Raw genomic sequence first — 18,068 nt, 5'->3', positions numbered from 1 at the left:
CGTTACCTCCTTCCAGCAGCGCTTTCTGCCTGCTGTTTCTCTCGCACTACCGTCAGTACTCTAGCAATGGTTTTCTTAACAGCCAGAATCCGGCTAGTATTCTGAAGCTGCCCTATTGCATTCTGAAAACGAAGATTGAATAGCTCTTCTTTGTACTGACGATGTTTCTCTTGAAGCTCTTCTAGGGTTAAATCTCGCAAACTCTTCGCATCCATATCTATTCACCACCCAGACCTTCGCGGGCAACAATTTTGACTTTGACAGGGAGCTTATGAGATGCCGTTCTGAATGCTTCTTCCACGACTTCCCGCGACACCCCCGCCACTTCAAAGAGAATCCGCCCGCGTTTGACAGGGGCTACCCAGAACTCAGGAGTTCCCTTTCCTTTACCCATACGGGTTTCAAGAGGTTTTTTGGTAAAAGGATGATCTGGAAAAATGCGAATCCAGATTTTTCCACCTTTTTTCATCTTTCTCGAAATTGCAACTCGAGTAGCCTCTATCTGGCGAGCTGTGATCCAAGCGCAATCCTGTGCCTGAAGTCCATAGTCTCCAAAGGCTACAGTTGCCCCGCCCTTGGCCATTCCACGAAGAGGTCTTCGAAAGGGTTTCCGGTATTTAACTCGTTTTGGCATAAGCATTTCGGATTACCCCCTCTTCCTGGATGGTCTTGGCTGCGCAGGTCTTTCATTTTCTTTGTCTCTGAAAATCCAGACCTTCACACCAATTATGCCGTACATGGTCTTGGCTTCATAGAAACCATAATCAATATCAGCTCGAATGGTGGAAAGGGGAAGCTGCCCTTCGTTGTACCATTCTGTCCGAGCAATCTCCGCACCGCCAAGCCGACCAGCACACTGAACCTTAATACCTTTTGCCCCAGCTTTCATGGCACGGAAAATGGCCTGCTTCATTGCCCTTCTAAAGCTGACTCTACGCTCCAGCGCCGAGCTAACGCTCTCTGAAACAAGCTGAGCCACCAAGTCAGGATTCTTTATTTCCTGAACATTTATCATTATCTTCGATCCGGTCTGCTTCTGAAGCTCGTCTTTTACTACCTGTATCTCAGATCCGCCTCGACCGATTACTACACCAGGCCGGGAGGTCCAAATTGAAAAGCGAATAACATTACCAACGCGCTCAATGTCAACCCTGGATATACCGGCATGAGCCCATCTATCCATGATCCATTTTCTAAGCTTGAGATCCTCATGAAGTTTCTTGGCATAATCCTTGCCATTGGCATACCACTTGGATTCCCACTCTGTTACTACACCTAATCTATAACCTACTGGGTGAACTTTCTGTCCCACGAGTTCCCCCTCCTTAACGTTCCGCAACGATGATCGTTACGTGGCTGGTACGGTGCTGATAGGGATGGGCCCTCCCCATTGATACGGGGCGGAAACGTTTCATTCTTGGTCCCTGATCTGCCGTAGCTTTAACCACCCGCAGCTTGTCAGTATCCATGCCGTAATTGTGCTCGGCGTTAGCTACTGCACTCTGCAGAACCTTGCTGACAATCCCTGCAGCCTTCTGAGGGCTGTACTTGAGGATCATCATCGCCTCGTCTACCTTTTTACCTCTAATAAGAGGAAGAATGCGTCTCACTTTATAAGGTGAAATCCGCACCTGTTTGGCAAGGGCTCTTGCTTCCATAACCGACACTCCCCCTTACCTTATCCTCGAAGAGCGTTCCTGACCCGCATGTCGCGCTGACTTGCGAGTGGGAGCAAACTCTCCAAGCTTATGTCCTACCATGTTCTCACTTACATAAATGGGAACATGAATTCTACCATTATGTACCGCTATAGTGTGACCAATCATCGCCGGAACGATCGTTGAACGTCGAGACCAAGTTTTCAATACCTTCTTATTCCCTGAAACGTTCATTTCCTCTATCCTGCGAAGAAGTTTAAGGTCAACATAGGGCCCTTTCTTTGTTGAACGAGCCATATCAGTCCCTCCTAACGCTACTTCGCATACCGGCGGCGAACAATGAGCCTATCAGAAGGCTTGTTCTTCCGGGTACGATAACCTTTTGCCAGTGTTCCCCACGGAGAAACAGGATGCTTGTGAGATTTACTCCGTCCTTCTCCACCGCCGAGGGGGTGATCAACTGGGTTCATAACTACACCGCGAACTTTAGGCCTTCTGCCTAACAGGCGAGTTTTGCCCGCTTTACCGAGAGAGATATTCTCATGTTCCACATTGCCAACCTGTCCTACTGTTGCCATACATTCATTCAACACAAGACGAAGTTCTCCGCTCGGCATTCTAATATAGGCATACTTGCCCTCTTTCGCCATAAGCTGCGCTGAAGTTCCGGCAGATCGTACGGCCTTTCCACCGCAACCTGGCTCTAGCTCAATATTATGAACAACTGTACCAACCGGCATATCTTTAAGTTTCAATGCGTTGCCTGGTTTAATGTCAGACTCTGGCCCTGCGACAACCATATCTCCAACACTAAGGTCAGCAGGCGCCAGTATATAGCGTTTCTCACCATCTAAATAGTGAATAAGCGCAATACGGGCAGAGCGGTTAGGGTCATATTCAATGGCCGCAACTTTTCCCGGAACTCCAATCTTGTCGCGCTTGAAGTCGATAATTCGATAGAGTCGCTTCATTCCACCGCCACGATGGCGCATGGTTATACGACCGAGGTTGTTCCGTCCGCCAGCTTTTTTTAATGCTGTAGTCAGGGCGCGCTCAGGCTCGCTTTTTGTAACTTCATCAAAAGATTGGCTTGACATGGCGCGGCGGCCTGGCGTATAGGGTTTGAACTCTTTTATAGACATTCTTCTCGTCTCCCCCCCACTAAATGCTCGCGCCCTCAAAGAACTCGATACGTTCGCCTTCTGCAAGGCTTACGATCGCTTTCTTCCAAGAACGAGTTTTTCCAAGAAATACTCCCATTCTTTTGGGCTTAGCGTTTACCTTCATAACATGTACGTTCGTAACTTTAACCTTAAAGATTTCTTCTATAGCCTCTCTCACCTGGATCTTGTTGGCACCCTGATGTACTTCAAAAGTATATTTATTATGCTCCATCATCCGGCTGCTCTTCTCAGTAATAATTGGTCTTATTATGATGTCATGAGCAAGGAGTTTCATATGGAGTACACCTCCTCGATCCGGGCTACTGCTTCCTGCGTCAAAATTAGGTTCTGATAGTTCAAAAGATCATATACATTGATATTGCCCACATTGATGGCCCTTGCGTCTGGAATGTTTCTCACAGACTTTGAAACTGCGTCATTAGGCTCGTGAAGAACGATCAATGGCTTCTTTACACCCATCTTGTCGATAAAACCAAGCATCTCTTTTGTAGATGGAGTATCAAGATCAATGTGATCAACCACGGTCAAAAGATTGTCTCTGACTTTAAGAGACAGGGCACTTCTCAACGCAAGACGGCGAACCTTTTTATTAACCTTCTGGCTATAGTCTCGAGGGCTAGGCCCGTGAGCTACTCCTCCACCAACCCAGATCGGTGATCTCGTACTGCCGTGACGAGCACGACCAGTATGTTTCTGGCGCCAAGGCTTTCTTCCACCGCCTCTTACCTCTCCTCTTCCTTTGCAGCTATGGGTTCCCTGGCGAAGATTCGCCAGCTGAGCTACAACAACCTGGTGCATGGCCGGTACGTGGATCGGCGCAGCAAACACAGAGTCGGAAAGCTGGAGGTCACTTACCTGTTCACCCTGAAAACTAACAAGCTTTACGGTAGGCATAATCGTTCTGCCCTCCTTCTGTTCCCGACCTAATCCTGCTTAAAGACCGTAACGATGTCATTTTTAGCACCGGGAACGGCCCCTTTTACAAGCAGGAGATTGTTATCCGTATCGACTGCCACTACAGTAAGGTTCTTAACAGTGACACGCTCGCCGCCCATCCTGCCAGGCATAGCTTTCCCTTTAAAAATCTTTCCGGGATAGCTGCTGGCTCCACTCGAACCACCGTGACGGTGAGTCTTAGAAACTCCATGGGTCGCAAAAGTACCACCAAAGTTAAACCGTTTCATAACACCGGCAAAACCCTTCCCCTTACTCATACCTACCACATTGATTTTCTCGCCTTCCTCAAAAAGAGAAACAGTGATAGCCTGGCCTACTTCATAGCCCTTCACGTTGTCTAAGCGAAATTCCCTTAAGTAACGCTGAGGCTCTACGCTGGCCTTGTCAAATTGCCCTTTTACGGGCTTCGTGAGCTTGTGGGGCTTTATTTCGCCGAAACCAAGCTGTACGGCCGAATAGCCATTCTTTTCGGGAGTCTTCAGAGAGACCACAGGGCAAGGACCCGCTTGTATAACAGTTACAGGCACAGCTTGTCCAGCCTCGTTATATATCTGAGTCATCCCTAATTTACGCCCCAGTATTCCAATGCTCATCCACTTCCACTCCTTTCAGCTCAGAGCTTCCTACAGTTTGATCTGGATGTCCACCCCAGAAGGAAGGTTCAGCTGCATAAGCGCATCCATTGTCTTTTGTGTCGGATTGACGATGTCTATAAGGCGCTTATGAGTTCTCATTTCAAACTGCTCCCTCGCATCTTTGTCTTTGTGCGGGGATTTCAAGATTGTATATTTATTGATTTCAGTCGGCAAGGGAATAGGACCAGAAACCTTAGCCCCACTCCGCTCTGCTGTCTCAGCAATCTGAGAGGCCGAACTGTCCAATACCCTATGATCAAAGGCCTTCAGACGAATACGTATCTTTTTAGCCAAAATTCAACAACCCCCTTTTTTGGGGTTATGCAAGAATCTCGGTGACAACGCCAGCACCCACTGTGTGACCACCTTCACGGACTGCGAAACGAAGTCCCGCTTCCATGGCGATAGGTACAATAAGGTCAACCTCAAAGGTCGCGTTGTCTCCCGGCATAACCATTTCTACACCTTCCGGAAGCTTGATGCCTCCTGTTACGTCTGTGGTACGGAAGTAGAACTGAGGCTTGTAGCCCGCAAAGAACGGGGTGTGTCGGCCGCCTTCCTCTTTCTTCAGTACGTATACCTCTGCCTTGAACTTCGTGTGAGGCGTTATGGAACCCGGCTTAGCCAATACCTGGCCGCGCTCTACATCCTCTTTGTCTATGCCGCGAAGAAGAATGCCCACGTTGTCGCCGGCAATGGCTTCGTCAAGAATCTTCCTGAACATCTCAAGGGATGTGGCCACTGTCTTGGTCGTATCCGCCTTCATGCCCACGATCTCCACTTCTTCTCCTGACTTGATCATGCCCCGCTCTACTCGCCCCGTTACAACTGTGCCACGGCCTGTGATGGTGAACACGTCTTCGATAGGCATAAGGAAAGGCTTGTCTGTTTCCCGCTGAGGCGCTGGAATATAGCTGTCACAGGCGGCCATGAGCTCCCAGATGCATTTGCTCACAGGGTCGTTCTCTTCTCCTGTTCCCTCTTCCAATACCTTCAAAGCTGAACCGCGAATGATGGGGACATCGTCTCCGGGGAAATCGTATTTGCTCAGAAGCTCGCGGATCTCCATCTCTACAAGATCAAGAAGCTCATCATCGTCTACCTGGTCTGTCTTGTTCATAAAAACGACTACGGCCGGCACGTTGACCTGCCGGGCCAAAAGAACGTGCTCGCGGGTCTGGGGCATGGGACCGTCTGCCGCGGATACAACAAGAATAGCCCCGTCCATCTGCGCGGCACCTGTAATCATGTTCTTAATGTAGTCTGCGTGACCTGGGCAGTCTATATGGGCATAGTGACGGTTCTCTGTCTGATACTCTACGTGAGAAATGTTGATCGTAATGCCTCTCTCACGCTCTTCTGGCGCCTTGTCGATCATGTCGTACGCCTCAAAATTCGACCAACCCTTCGTCGACAAACACTTCGTGATCGCTGCTGTAAGTGTCGTCTTACCGTGGTCAATGTGTCCTATGGTGCCCACGTTAAGATGGGGCTTCGCTCTTTCAAATTTCTCTTTTGCCATTTTTAAGTCTCCCTCCCTGAAAGGCTCTTTATTAACTCTTTAATATCTTTTCTGCTATTTCTGCCGGAACCTGTTCGTAATGATCGAATTGCATTGAGTAGGTTGCACGCCCTGATGTCTTACTCCTCAAATCTGTAGCGTAACCAAACATTTCTGAAAGAGGAACAAAGGAACGTATGACCCGAGTATTAGTTTTCGTTTCCATACCTTCGATCCGCCCACGACGAGAGGAAATATCCCCTATAACATCGCCTACGTAGTCTTCGGGCGTTACGACCTCCACAGACATAATAGGTTCCATAAGAACAGGATCCGCCTTTTTCATTGCTTCTTTAAATCCCATAGAAGCAGCTATTTTAAAGGCCATTTCCGAGCTATCAACTTCATGATAGCTGCCGTCCACAAGGGCAACCTTTACTCCTATCACCGGGAACCCGCCAAGTATACCATTGTTGACAGCTTCATCAAGTCCTTTTTGAACTGCTGCAATATACTCTTTAGGTACCACTCCGCCAACAATTTTATCTTCAAAAGCAAACCCTTTCCCATCTTCAAGGGGCGCCATTTCAAAAACAACGTGTCCATACTGGCCACGTCCGCCTGACTGTCTGACAAAACGACCCTCAGCTCTTGACGATTTACGGATAGTCTCACGATAAGACACCTGAGGACGTCCTACTTTTACATCAACGCCAAACTCTCTCTTAAGGCGGTCAACTATAATCTCTAAATGAAGTTCACCCATACCAGAGATGATGGTTTGGGCTGTTTCTTCATCAGTTCTTACCTTAAAGGTTGGATCCTCTTCAGCTAAGGCCACAAGACCCTTTGTCAGCTTTATTTTGTCATTCTTCGTTGCAGGCTCTACAGCAAGAGAAATAACAGGGTCAGGAAATTGCAATGACTCGAGAACAACAGGATGGGACTCATCACATAATGTGTCCCCTGTTCTCGTAGCTTTCAACCCTGGTAACGCTACGATCATACCAGCTCCTGCCTCATCAAGTTCCTCTCTCTTGTTAGCATGCATGCGAAGAATTCGACCAACCCGCTCTCGCGTATTCGTCACTGGATTATAAACTGTAGATCCCTTAACGAGCTTCCCAGAGTAGATCCTCGTATAAACAAGACGTCCTACAAAAGGATCGACCATGATCTTGAATCCCAAAGCGGTCAAGGGTTCGTTCATATCGCTATGACGCTCCACTGTTTCTTCGGTCTTTGGATCCACACCTATAATGGGGGGAAGATCCAAGGGGCTCGGTAAATAATCGACAACAGCGTCAAGCAGCAACTGGATACCCTTATTCTTAAAGGCACTGCCACATAACACGGGAACTATGCGCTGCTGAATCGTATTTTCACGAATAGCCCTGCGAAGAGTTTCTTCCGGCACATCCTGCCCTTCGAGATAACTTTCCATGACGGATTCGTCAAAATCAGCCAAGTTCTCAATCAACAGATCGCGAGCTTTCTTTACATCAGCCATAAGCTCACCAGGTATTTCACCAACAACGGGAGCTGTCCCCAAATCGTCTTGAAAGAAAACTGCCTTCATCTGAATAAGATCAACAATCCCTGAAAATCTATCTTCAGATCCGATAGGCAACTGAAGAGGTACAGATCTGGCACCAAGACGTGTTCGAATCCCATTAACAACCTGATAAAAATCAGCGCCAACACGATCCATTTTATTAACAAAGGCGATACGTGGGACATGGTACTTATCGGCTTGTCGCCACACTGTTTCAGACTGGGGTTCCACTCCCCCCACGGCGCAAAAAACAGCTACTGCACCATCGAGGACACGCATGGAGCGCTCAACTTCGACAGTAAAGTCCACGTGGCCGGGCGTATCAATGATGTTGACAAAACAATCACGCCATATACACGTAGTAGCAGCGGAGGAAATAGTTATCCCCCGTTCACGCTCCTGCTCCATCCAGTCCATTGTGGCAGAACCCTCATGAGTCTCGCCCATCTTGTAGTTACGTCCAGTGTAGAACAGGATACGCTCAGTGGTCGTGGTCTTGCCTGCATCTATATGGGCGGCAATACCTATATTTCTTATCTTTTTCATTTCAATATTGTGCACGTATTTCACCACCAAGCAAGTTATAAATTAAATAAAACAGGGACGTAACCCATTACCAACGATAGTGAGCAAAGGCACGGTTGGCTTCAGCCATTTTATGAGTGTCTTCACGTTTCTTAATGGAACTACCTTCACCCTTATAAGCATCAGCAAGCTCTCTTGCTAGACGCTCTGCAATGGGCATCCCCTTTTTAGATCTGGCATACGAAATAATCCAACGGATAGCCAGAACTTGAGCGCGCTCCGCAGGAACCTCCACTGGCACCTGATACGTAGCACCACCTACACGACGAGGGCGAACCTCAACTAGTGGCTTTACGTTTTCCATTGCCTTTTGAAACACTTCGAAGGGCTCTGCATTCAAACGCTCCCCAGCGATCTCGAGAGCCTGATAAAAGGCATTTTCCGCGACACTTCTTTTTCCGCCCTTCATTAGGCTGCTTACAAACTTTGAAACCGCAACGCTTCCAAACCGGCTGTCAGGCAACCCCTGACGCTTTTTAACATGCCCCTTTCGCGGCATGGTGACAATCCCTCCTCACGTATTACTTCTTACTTGGGCTTTCTTGCTCCGTACTTAGAGCGCCCTCTCTTTCGATTTTCAACGCCACCACAGTCAAGGGTCCCTCGGACGATATGATATCGTACACCTGGCAAGTCCTTTACTCGGCCTCCGCGAACGAGAACTACGGAGTGCTCCTGAAGGTTATGCCCAATGCCCGGAATATAGGATGTTACCTCTATCCCATTCGTAAGGCGCACACGAGCAACCTTTCTCAAAGCAGAGTTCGGTTTCTTAGGCGTTACTGTATATACGCGGGTACAAACTCCCCGTCTCGCTGGATTACCCTGCAGAGCTGGCGAGTCGCTGTTCTGTCTTTTATCTTTACGTCCAAGACGAACAAGCTGATTTATAGTTGGCACGAAACTCCCTCCTTCCAGATTTTATTTACTACTGACACCCTCCGAAAAGGATGTGGCATCAGTAATTCCAGCAACTAAAGCGCTTCTACTAATAGCACAGGCTCGTCCTAATCTGACCTTGTCGTCTGCCCATTCAACAGAAATACCCTGTTTTTCAGCTTCTGACATCACATCTTTTATTCTTTCAAGTTCCCCATCCCGTGCTACAAACAATTTTTTCAACCGCTTCGCTCGGAGAGCCCTCCGAACCTCCCTTTCTCCAACAACACGCAACGGAGAGGCTAGCTCATTTAAAGGCATAATAAACCCTCCAGTGCAGAAAGCACCAAGGAATAATAACAAAGAGCCCGGAGTCATGTCAAGAAAAAACATTACCGGGCCCTTCTTTACTCCAAAGAAAATGTTTTATTGACCAAGTAAAAACAGAAGTCCTACTGTTTTTCCGTTGTTTCTTCAGTATCTGGCTGATTCGCTTCTTCAGAAGAAGTCGTTTCACTCTTGTCACTTCTACCAGCACGAAGAACTTCTACATCCTTAAACCATTCTACTCCAGTCCCAGCAGGAATTAAGTGTCCTATTATAACATTTTCTTTCAACCCCTGCAGCGGGTCCATTTCACCTTTTACTGCCGCTCCAGCAAGAACTTGAGCCGTCTGCTGGAAAGATGCCGCACTCAAGAAGCTCTCTGTTGCAAGGGCAGCCTTGGTAATCCCATGGACAAATGGCCTGCATTTTGGACCCTCGCGAAGTTTCCGCACGAAAGTAACATCCCAGATCAGCGTTTTCTCATCGTGGCGGGCTGAAAGAGGACGAACAACAAATTCTCCAGCTTGGGAACGAACAAGCAGATCGATCATTGCTCTATTGATCTCCTGCCCGCTGTCTACAAGTATTTGTCCCTTTTCGTCAACGACAGGTTCGAGAAGAACTTTGCCATAGATAAGAGTATTTAACAACTCAATCAAAGCTTTCTCACGCGTCAGAATTTCCCCTTCAAGATCCACTGCTGAAATCTCATCGTCTACCAGACCTCGTATAATACGGGCATCCACCATCTGAGAAACATCTGTAAGCCCATTGCCTTCGCTATCCACAGCCTGTGTAAGGTGACGGCCCCAAATATTGTTCATGAGGCGTTCCTGAAGAGCATCGAGCACGGAAATTCGCTCCACCGAGTGCCAGATCTTAACTGCTTGTATGTTATGTTCAAAACAAATAGCTGCCATGGCCTGGGTGAAGATGTGATCCTTCTCCGCCATAACTTCATTATCAACTACGATATCCTCTGCTAGGTATGAACTGTCCACAAGTTTTTCTATGGTTTCATGATCCCTCACACAAATGGAAACTGGATCGCCAGATGTAACAATCCCAAGCTGCCCTGGCGTAAGAATAGTCCCAGCTGCTATTTCCTTGCCATCTTCTGACTTAAAGGTCTCAATGAGCTCAAGACCTTCCATTCTCTTTCTAAAAGCAGCTTCGCCAATGACAAGAATGAGATCTGAACCTTCATCCCCCTCCAACACCATCTGGGAGATAAGGTAGCCTGGACGCAGAAGGGTGCGGATAGCCTCTTCCGTCAATGGCATATTCTGGTACTGTAATATGGTATCTGTCAAACGGCTCGCCGCTATACTCTTAACGACACGGCCAGAGAAGATTCGAGTGGCCTCCATGATGTTCTTCTCATTTTCCCTCCGAATGGCCTCATTCTCATCCTCTATTTCATCTGTCCAGACCAGATCGCCTGCAACAAAGGAAGTATCCCCCTCTTCCACGACACGAATCCTGTTCACAGGGGCCACCTTTCGAAGGATAACCTCTATATGTTTATTATTGATAGAAACGCCCTGAGACCTATAGACTCCCTGAATTTCGTCAACCAGGCTGCGCTGGACCGCTTCTATGCCTTCCACTTCAAGAAGCTGCTGGGGATCCACATTACCTTCCGTAAGGCGGTCACTTTTGGCAACCTGCTGTCCCTCTTCCACAAGCAAGTGCTGAGATGAAGGGATGCTGTAGTTGACTTTTTCTTCTTTTCCCGGTTCATCAGAGGCAATGATAACCTTTCGTTTACCTTCCATTTCCCGTATTTCAATAACTCGTCCGTCTATCCCGGCAAGGTAGGAAACCTTCTTAGGACGGCGAACCTCGAAAAGCTGCTCGATTCTGGGAAGACCCTGAGTAATGTCCTCTCCTGTCATACGAACTCCACCAGTGTGGAATGTCCGCATGGTAAGCTGGGTTCCCGGTTCTCCTATGGATTGGGCGGCTACAACGCCCACTGATTCGCCAATAGCAACCTCAGTTCGAGTAGCAAGGTCCATGCCATAGCACTTTTGGCAAACACCCTGTTTTAGCGTACAGGTCAAAGGACTGCGAACCCAGACAGAAGAGAACCCGAGCTTGTCTATTGTTTCGGCAAGTCTCGTCGTTATCAGCTCTCCCGATTCCAGGAGCAGCTCTCCAGTTTCAGGATGGTAGAGATCGTACAACACCGTTCTCCCCGCAATGCGCTCGGCGAGAGAGATCATGACCTTGCCATCCTGAAGAAGCGGCCGAATCTCTACTCCCCTATCAGTACCACAGTCGTGATGGGTGACAATAATATCCTGCGCCACGTCCACAAGACGTCTTGTGAGGTATCCTGATTTCGCCGTACGAAGAGCTGTGTCCGCAAGACCCTTTCGCGCTCCGTGGGTTGAAATGAAGTACTCCAACATGTTCATTCCTTCACGGAAGTTGGCTGTAATGGGATAGTCAATGATGCGGCCCGACGGATCTGACATCAATCCGCGGATACCAGCCATCTGCCCCATCTGGCTCTTGCTTCCTCGCGCTCCTGAATCAACCATCATTCGGATGGGGTTATCGCGCTCCATATGGACAAGGATATTCTCAGAAATCTTGCGTGAAGCCTCAGACCAGAGCATTTCTTTTCTGTAAAGATATTCATCCTGGGTCAAAATGCCCATTTCGTACTCTGACTTCAGATCTTCATCTTCATCAATCGTTTCCGCCGTTATCTCATCTTTCTCCGGTGGAATAATGATCGATTGGACTCCAAAACTAATGCCACTGACTGTGGACCAATGATACCCCAGAGTTTTAATATCATCGAGAATCCGAACGATCTCGCTTCGGCTGATAACATCATAAGCATCATCAATGAGCTTACCAATGGCTTTTTTCCCAAACTGCTTATTGATAAACCGCAGTTTCTCAGGAAGGATGCTATTGAAGAGAACTCTGCCGGGAGATGTTTCGAACCACTTCTCATCATCACTTTCTATATTCCATTCCGGCTGCTTCTTTAGCCGGATACTGGCGTTTAAATGGACAACCTTATGATCAAGGGCTATAAGCACATCCTCGATACCTGAGAAATAATTGCCTTCGCCCATCAATCCATCCCGCACATCCGTCAGATAATAGACGCCAAGGATGATATCCTGCGTTGGTGTCACTATAGGTCTTCCACTTGCAGGAGAAAGCAGGTTGTTCGCAGAGAGCATGAGAAGTCTGGCCTCTGCCTGGGCTTCAAGGGACAGTGGCACGTGAACTGCCATTTGGTCTCCGTCAAAGTCCGCATTGAAAGCAGTGCAGACGAGGGGGTGGAGACGGATGGCCTTTCCTTCCATTAGGACAGGCTCAAAGGCCTGGATTCCTAATCTATGCAATGTGGGAGCCCGGTTCAGAAGAACTGGATGATCTTTGATGATCTCTTCCAGAATGCCCCAGATCTCTTCCCGTCCACGCTCTATAAGACGCTTAGCGCTCTTCACGTTAGGAGCCAGCCCCCGCTCCACGAGCTGCCGAATAACAAAGGGTTTGAAAAGTTCAAGAGCCATCTGCTTCGGCAAACCACACTGATATATCTTCAGTTGAGGACCGATAACGATAACGGAACGGCCGGAATAGTCAACACGCTTGCCCAGCAGGTTCTGACGGAACCGTCCCTTTTTTCCTCTCAGCAGGTCCGTTAAGCTCTTCAAGGGACGATTCCCCGCACCAAGGACAGCCTTGCCCATACGTCCGTTATCTATGAGGGCGTCTACTGACTCCTGCAACATCCGCTTCTCATTGCGGATAATGATCTCGGGAGCCCTTAGCTCCTGCAGTTTGCGGAGCCGGTTGTTACGGTTGATAACACGTCGGTACAGGTCGTTCAGATCTGACGTGGCAAAACGTCCTCCATCAAGCTGAACCATGGGCCGCAAATCCGGTGGAATTACCGGCAGCACTTCAAGAACCATAGACTCTACGCTGGAGAAGCTTCTTCTGAAGTCCTCCGCCACCTGAAGCCGTTTAATGAGTTTTCTCTTCTTTTGACCGGTACTCTCCGATACTTCCTCACGAAGACCTGCGCAAAGAAGATCCATATCCATTTTTTCCAAGAGGGTCCGTACTCCCTCTGCTCCAATGCCCGCACTGAATTTTTTATCATAGGCGGCGCACAGATACTGTTCCCTCTCCATAATAATGTCTGAGGAGTTAAAGGGAGAGGCGCCTTTTTCTATGACAATATAGCAAGGATCCTCTATGGTTATGGTTTCCGGTTGGGCCATAAATCTCCCAGGATATTTCTCATAAAACATCTGAAATTCCGTTTTGGAAACAACATCCCCCTTAGTAAAGGGCAGCTTCGCCGCCGCGGTAACAATGAAAGCTTCCTGATTATTGACTATGGCTCGCTTGACATCAAACTGGAGATCCAGCTTTTGCAAGCGCTCCACTTCCGATACCGAAATAACGTCTCCAGATTTATAATCAAGATTTTCAGGATCTGAAACAAACTCAAAAGCCGGTTCCACCTTGAAGAGGCTATCACCATACTCTGTCTTATATCGAGAGACCTGTTGGGCAGTAAGGATATCACCCTCGCTAACGGGAATCTCGTCTACGCTGATGATCCTGTAAGCTTCTTCAGTTTTGATCTTCGAGTCATAATGAGAGTGGATTCGCACTTCGCTCTCGGCTATAACATCACCACGTCGTGCCAGATCTGGACGGCGCCCTTCCATGACAACCTTGAACGCTGCTTCTCGCTTTCGCGTAGGCGCAAAATACACTACCTTTTCAAGATCTTTTGTGCTTGTTCCGAGAAGAAGGCTCAAACGACTGGGGATACCCCTAAGGTACCAAATATGCACCACTGGCGCTGCCAGCTCGATGTGCCCCATCCGTTCTCTACGAACACGATTGTCCGTAACCTCTACACCGCAACGATCACAAATGATCCCTTTGAATTTCGGACCGCTCCGCTTGTACTTGCCACAGGCACATTCGTAACTCTTTGTTGGGCCAAAGATACGTTCACAGAAAAGCCCGTCTTTTTCTGGACGAAGGGTTCGGTAATTTATGGTTTCAGGCTTCTTAACTTCACCGCTGGACAGTTCCCTGATCCGTTCCGGGCTGGCCAGCTTAATGCGTACTCCGACTATTTCTCTCTGGCTCATCTATTCTTCAGCCCCCTCCGGGTCATCTTTACGTTCCTCAAACACGTCTTCAAAAAGCATGTTCTCGGCTGCCAACTCCTTTTCATCGACAACAATTTCCATTTCTTCTGGAACTTCTTTTGTTTCTTCTATTTTTTGCTCTTGTTCCTTCTCTTTTACGCCTAGGCCTTCCGTAGTCTTACGCCGACTTGCGCCTTCCTCATCTTCTTCGTCCATAACGAGTTCTCCTACCGTACCGTCGCTATATTTGATTTCAACGTCGAGTACCAATCCCTGCAGTTCTTTTACAAGAACTCGGAAACTTTCAGGTACGCCAGGCTTAGCAAGGTTTTGTCCTTTTACTATTTTTTCATAGGTCTTTAAGCGTCCTCTGATATCATCAGACTTCACTGTCAGCATCTCCTGAAGAATGTGAGCCGCACCATATCCTTCAAGGGCCCAGACTTCCATTTCTCCAAATCGCTGGCCTCCGAACTGTGCTTTCCCGCCAAGAGGCTGCTGTGTAATCAAGCTGTAGGGGCCAATAGAGCGGGCATGGATCTTGTCATCTACAAGGTGAATTAATTTAAGCATATACATATATCCCACTGTGACCTTTTTCTCCATGGGCTCCCCTGTTCTGCCATCGAAAAGAGTTATCATGCCATCTGCGGTCAAATCAGGGTAATTTCCTTTTCGCAGTTCTGCAAGATTCTCAAAGATTTCTTTTTCCTGAGCGCCTTCAAAGACTGGCGTGGCAACCTTCCAACCATTATGAACAGCTACAAAGCCCATGATTGTTTCGAGCACCTGTCCAAGGTTCATACGGCTCGGCACACCTAATGGGTTAAGTACTATATCGCAGGGAGTGCCATCTGGCAGATAAGGCATATCCTCCACCGGGAGGATCTTCGAAACAACACCCTTATTGCCATGGCGTCCTGCCATCTTGTCTCCTACCGTTATTTTTCTCAGCTGAGCCACGTAAATCTTCACAACTTCATTTACGCCAGGGCTCAGGGCATCGGGGTTGTTCTCCCGCGTCATGCGTTTTACTGCCACGATCTTTCCACGGGCACCATGAGGAACCTTCAAGGATGTGTCCCTGACTTCTCTCGCTTTTTCTCCGAATATGGCTCGTAGCAATTTTTCCTCAGGAGACTGATCAGACTCTCCCTTAGGAGTAACCTTTCCTACCAGGATGTCACCGGCATTGACCTCGGCTCCCACCCTAACAATGCCATCCTCGTCGAGGTTTTTAAGCATGTCTTCACCGACATTGGGAATATCACGGGTAATCTCTTCTGGCCCAAGCTTCGTGTCCCGTGCTTCAATTTCATATTCTTCTATATGTATAGAGGTGTAAAAATCTTCTTTTACAAGACGTTCGCTAAGCAAGATCGCATCTTCGTAATTAAAACCTTCCCAGGGAAGAAAAGCTACGAGAACATTTCGTCCAAGAGCAAGTTCCCCGTTATCTACAGACTGCCCATCAGCAATTATGTCTCCCTTTTTAATTAATTCGCCTTTTTCAACAGAGGGGCGCTGGTGAATAATCGTCCCCTGGTTCGAACGGCGAAATTTCACGAGAGGATAAGCGCGAACACCACGCTTCGACCTGATCTCTATGCGGTCCGCATCAACATAAACGACTTCTCCATCATCCGTAGCAACCACACATGAACCGGAGTCTTTCGCTATCCTATATTCAATTCCTGTCCCGACTACAGGAGCCGCAGGCTGAATAAGAGGAACGGCCTGACGCTGCATGTTTGAACCCATAAGAGCACGGTTAGCGTCATCGTGCTCAAGGAACGGGATCAAAGCAGTAGAAACAGAAACTATCTGCTTAGGGGAAACGTCAAGATAATCCACTTCTTCGCGGGGAATATACTCTATGTCACCACGATATCTTGTATGGCACTCTTTTTCCAGGTAGCCATTCTCATCAATAGGGGTATTAGCTCTGGCTATATAAAGATCGTCTTCCTCATCTGCTGAAAGGTAGACAATTTCGTTAAGAACTCTTCCCTTTTCTACTTTACGGCGAGGAGTCATCAGGAAGCCATATTCATTTACCCTTGAATAGGTGGCAAGAGACGTGACCAACCCGATATTTGGCCCCTCCGGAGTTTCAATAGGACAAATACGGCCATAGTGGGTATGATGGACGTCACGGGCTTCAAAACCCGCACGTTCACGGCTGAGACCTCCAGGACCCAAAGCTGAGAGGCGCCGACGGTGCGTTACTTCCGCCAGGGGGTTCGTCTGATCCATAAATTGAGAGAGCTGTCCGGAACCAAAAAACTCTCGAATAGCCGCAGCGATAGGACGGACATTGATAAGGTCCCTCGCCATAGCTGCCTCAAGGTCCGGAATGGTTGTCATCCGTTCTTTCGCTATTCGCTCCATTCGAAGCAAGCCAATACGAATCTGGTTCTGTAGAAGTTCTCCTACAGAACGGACACGACGGTTTCCCAGATGATCTATATCGTCACCTTCAGATTCCGGATTTCTAAGGTCAATTACTCCCTGGATAATCTTGCAAATATCTTCGAGAGTAAGCAGCCTGTTGTGTTCTGTAATATTCTCTGGAACAGGAATACCAAGGCGTCTGTTCATTTTATAGCGGCCCACGCGCCCTAAATTGTATCGTCGGGTATCAAAGAAAAGGCTATAAACATACTCTCTGGCATTTTCTACCCGCGCAGGCTCATTGGGGCGAAGACGTCGGAACATTTCAAGGACAGCATCATCACTGCCCTTTGTGTTGTCTCTCTCTAAAGTGGCCGCAATAGCTGGGTCAACATCCCACACATGTAGTTTCGTCCGCCCCTTACTCCACAAAATTTCAAGATTATCTTTGGTCAACCTGCCGTTTCTTGAAACTATTTCGTTGCCTTCATCGTCAACAACAGATTCTGCCACAAGGCGACCCCTTACTTCTTCTTCTGTCAAATCAATTTCGATAGGTTTGGCCCCAAACATGTCAAGGATTTCTTCGTTGCTTGACACGCCAAATGCCTTCAATAAAATTGTTGCTGGAAGCTTTTTTCTGTTATCGATATTTACAGAAAGCACATCTCCAGGGCTTAGGCTAAACTCCAGCCAAGCTCCACGGTCAGGAATAATTTTTGCAGAATAGGCTTCCTGACCAGGGATCTGCTCTTCCTTGTGAAAATACACACCGGCTGAACGGGCAAGTTGATTCACCACAACTCGTTCCGTTCCGTTGATAATAAAAGTGCCCCTATCTGTCATAATAGGAAAATCGCCAAGAAAAATTTCTTCTTCTTTGATTTCTTTGGTTTTTCTATTGACAAGTCGAATGGTAGCACGTATAGGTTGAGACCATGTAAGGTCCCTCTGTCGGGCTTCCTCTTCGTCCCCCGAGGGATTATCCACAAAAAAATGGACAAACTCGAGGGCGAACGCCCCATCATAACTCTCTATAGGAAAAACTTCATGAAGAAGTTCTTCCAGCCCTTGCAACTTCCTTGAGTCCGGGTCGCAATCCTTCTGATAGAACCAATCATAGGAATTACGCTGGACTTCTATCATGTCAGGAATTTCTACAAGATCCCTGGCACGTCCGAAAGTCAACCTCTGCCGCTTTCTGCCCACGGGAACAAACTCGGCCATGCGCGTTATGACC

The 18,068-nt window shown here is 47.9% G+C and carries 17 protein-coding genes; all 17 read right to left on the bottom strand.

What is annotated here, in order from left to right; genetic code table 11:
• Positions 1 to 2 precede the first annotated feature (2 nt).
• Positions 3 to 215 (bottom strand): 50S ribosomal protein L29, encoded by a 213-nt coding sequence (rpmC, locus tag AMICO_RS03200; RefSeq protein ID WP_013048036.1) that lies wholly within the window; start codon positions 213 to 215, stop codon positions 3 to 5.
• Between the two features lie 2 nt (positions 216 to 217).
• A complete protein-coding gene (gene rplP / locus AMICO_RS03195) occupies positions 218 to 640 on the bottom strand; it encodes a 50S ribosomal protein L16 (RefSeq protein ID WP_013048035.1) in 423 nt (140 codons plus the stop codon).
• A 6-nt stretch (positions 641 to 646) separates the two neighbouring features.
• Positions 647 to 1,312: a 30S ribosomal protein S3 gene (gene rpsC / locus AMICO_RS03190; RefSeq protein ID WP_013048034.1), complete on the bottom strand. Its 666-nt coding sequence runs from the start codon at positions 1,310 to 1,312 to the stop codon at positions 647 to 649.
• A 13-nt stretch (positions 1,313 to 1,325) separates the two neighbouring features.
• Positions 1,326 to 1,658 (bottom strand): 50S ribosomal protein L22, encoded by a 333-nt coding sequence (rplV, locus tag AMICO_RS03185; protein ID WP_013048033.1) that lies wholly within the window; start codon positions 1,656 to 1,658, stop codon positions 1,326 to 1,328.
• Positions 1,659 to 1,673: 15 nt separating this feature from the next.
• Complete coding sequence (gene rpsS, locus AMICO_RS03180; RefSeq protein WP_013048032.1) at positions 1,674 to 1,955, bottom strand: 30S ribosomal protein S19; 282 nt, start codon at positions 1,953 to 1,955, stop codon at positions 1,674 to 1,676.
• A gap of 17 nt (positions 1,956 to 1,972) precedes the next feature.
• Positions 1,973 to 2,800 carry a 50S ribosomal protein L2 gene (gene rplB / locus AMICO_RS03175; protein WP_013048031.1) on the bottom strand — a complete coding sequence of 276 codons (828 nt, stop codon included), beginning with the start codon at positions 2,798 to 2,800 and terminating at the stop codon, positions 1,973 to 1,975.
• Positions 2,801 to 2,819: 19 nt separating this feature from the next.
• Positions 2,820 to 3,116, bottom strand: coding sequence for a 50S ribosomal protein L23 (rplW, locus tag AMICO_RS03170; RefSeq protein ID WP_013048030.1), 297 nt, complete (start codon positions 3,114 to 3,116; stop codon positions 2,820 to 2,822).
• Entirely contained in the window at positions 3,113 to 3,736 is a 624-nt protein-coding gene (gene rplD, locus AMICO_RS03165) for a 50S ribosomal protein L4 (protein WP_013048029.1), read from the bottom strand. The genes rplW and rplD overlap by 4 nt, the downstream gene beginning before the upstream one ends.
• A gap of 29 nt (positions 3,737 to 3,765) precedes the next feature.
• The gene (gene rplC / locus AMICO_RS03160) at positions 3,766 to 4,392 is read right to left on the bottom strand and encodes a 50S ribosomal protein L3 (protein ID WP_013048028.1); all 627 of its coding nucleotides are present in this window, start codon (positions 4,390 to 4,392) and stop codon (positions 3,766 to 3,768) included.
• Between the two features lie 30 nt (positions 4,393 to 4,422).
• Positions 4,423 to 4,728, bottom strand: coding sequence for a 30S ribosomal protein S10 (gene rpsJ / locus AMICO_RS03155; RefSeq protein WP_013048027.1), 306 nt, complete (start codon positions 4,726 to 4,728; stop codon positions 4,423 to 4,425).
• 25 nt (positions 4,729 to 4,753) lie between these two features.
• Positions 4,754 to 5,956 carry an elongation factor Tu gene (tuf, locus tag AMICO_RS03150; protein WP_013048026.1) on the bottom strand — a complete coding sequence of 401 codons (1,203 nt, stop codon included), beginning with the start codon at positions 5,954 to 5,956 and terminating at the stop codon, positions 4,754 to 4,756.
• 31 nt (positions 5,957 to 5,987) lie between these two features.
• Positions 5,988 to 8,036 carry an elongation factor G gene (gene fusA / locus AMICO_RS03145; RefSeq protein WP_041459518.1) on the bottom strand — a complete coding sequence of 683 codons (2,049 nt, stop codon included), beginning with the start codon at positions 8,034 to 8,036 and terminating at the stop codon, positions 5,988 to 5,990.
• Between the two features lie 67 nt (positions 8,037 to 8,103).
• Entirely contained in the window at positions 8,104 to 8,574 is a 471-nt protein-coding gene (gene rpsG / locus AMICO_RS03140) for a 30S ribosomal protein S7 (RefSeq protein ID WP_013048024.1), read from the bottom strand.
• A 29-nt stretch (positions 8,575 to 8,603) separates the two neighbouring features.
• Positions 8,604 to 8,975, bottom strand: coding sequence for a 30S ribosomal protein S12 (rpsL, locus tag AMICO_RS03135; RefSeq protein WP_013048023.1), 372 nt, complete (start codon positions 8,973 to 8,975; stop codon positions 8,604 to 8,606).
• 21 nt (positions 8,976 to 8,996) lie between these two features.
• The gene (locus AMICO_RS03130) at positions 8,997 to 9,275 is read right to left on the bottom strand and encodes an RNA methyltransferase substrate-binding domain-containing protein (protein ID WP_041459517.1); all 279 of its coding nucleotides are present in this window, start codon (positions 9,273 to 9,275) and stop codon (positions 8,997 to 8,999) included.
• A gap of 131 nt (positions 9,276 to 9,406) precedes the next feature.
• Complete coding sequence (gene rpoC / locus AMICO_RS03125; protein WP_013048021.1) at positions 9,407 to 14,434, bottom strand: DNA-directed RNA polymerase subunit beta'; 5,028 nt, start codon at positions 14,432 to 14,434, stop codon at positions 9,407 to 9,409.
• Complete coding sequence (gene rpoB, locus AMICO_RS03120; RefSeq protein WP_013048020.1) at positions 14,435 to 18,055, bottom strand: DNA-directed RNA polymerase subunit beta; 3,621 nt, start codon at positions 18,053 to 18,055, stop codon at positions 14,435 to 14,437.
• Between the last annotated feature and the right edge of the window lie 13 nt (positions 18,056 to 18,068).

This window comes from Aminobacterium colombiense DSM 12261 (assembly GCF_000025885.1).
GTDB lineage: Bacteria > Synergistota > Synergistia > Synergistales > Aminobacteriaceae > Aminobacterium > Aminobacterium colombiense.
The sequence above is the reverse complement of the archived record's forward strand: the minus strand, read 5'-3'. Positions and strand labels throughout refer to the sequence as shown.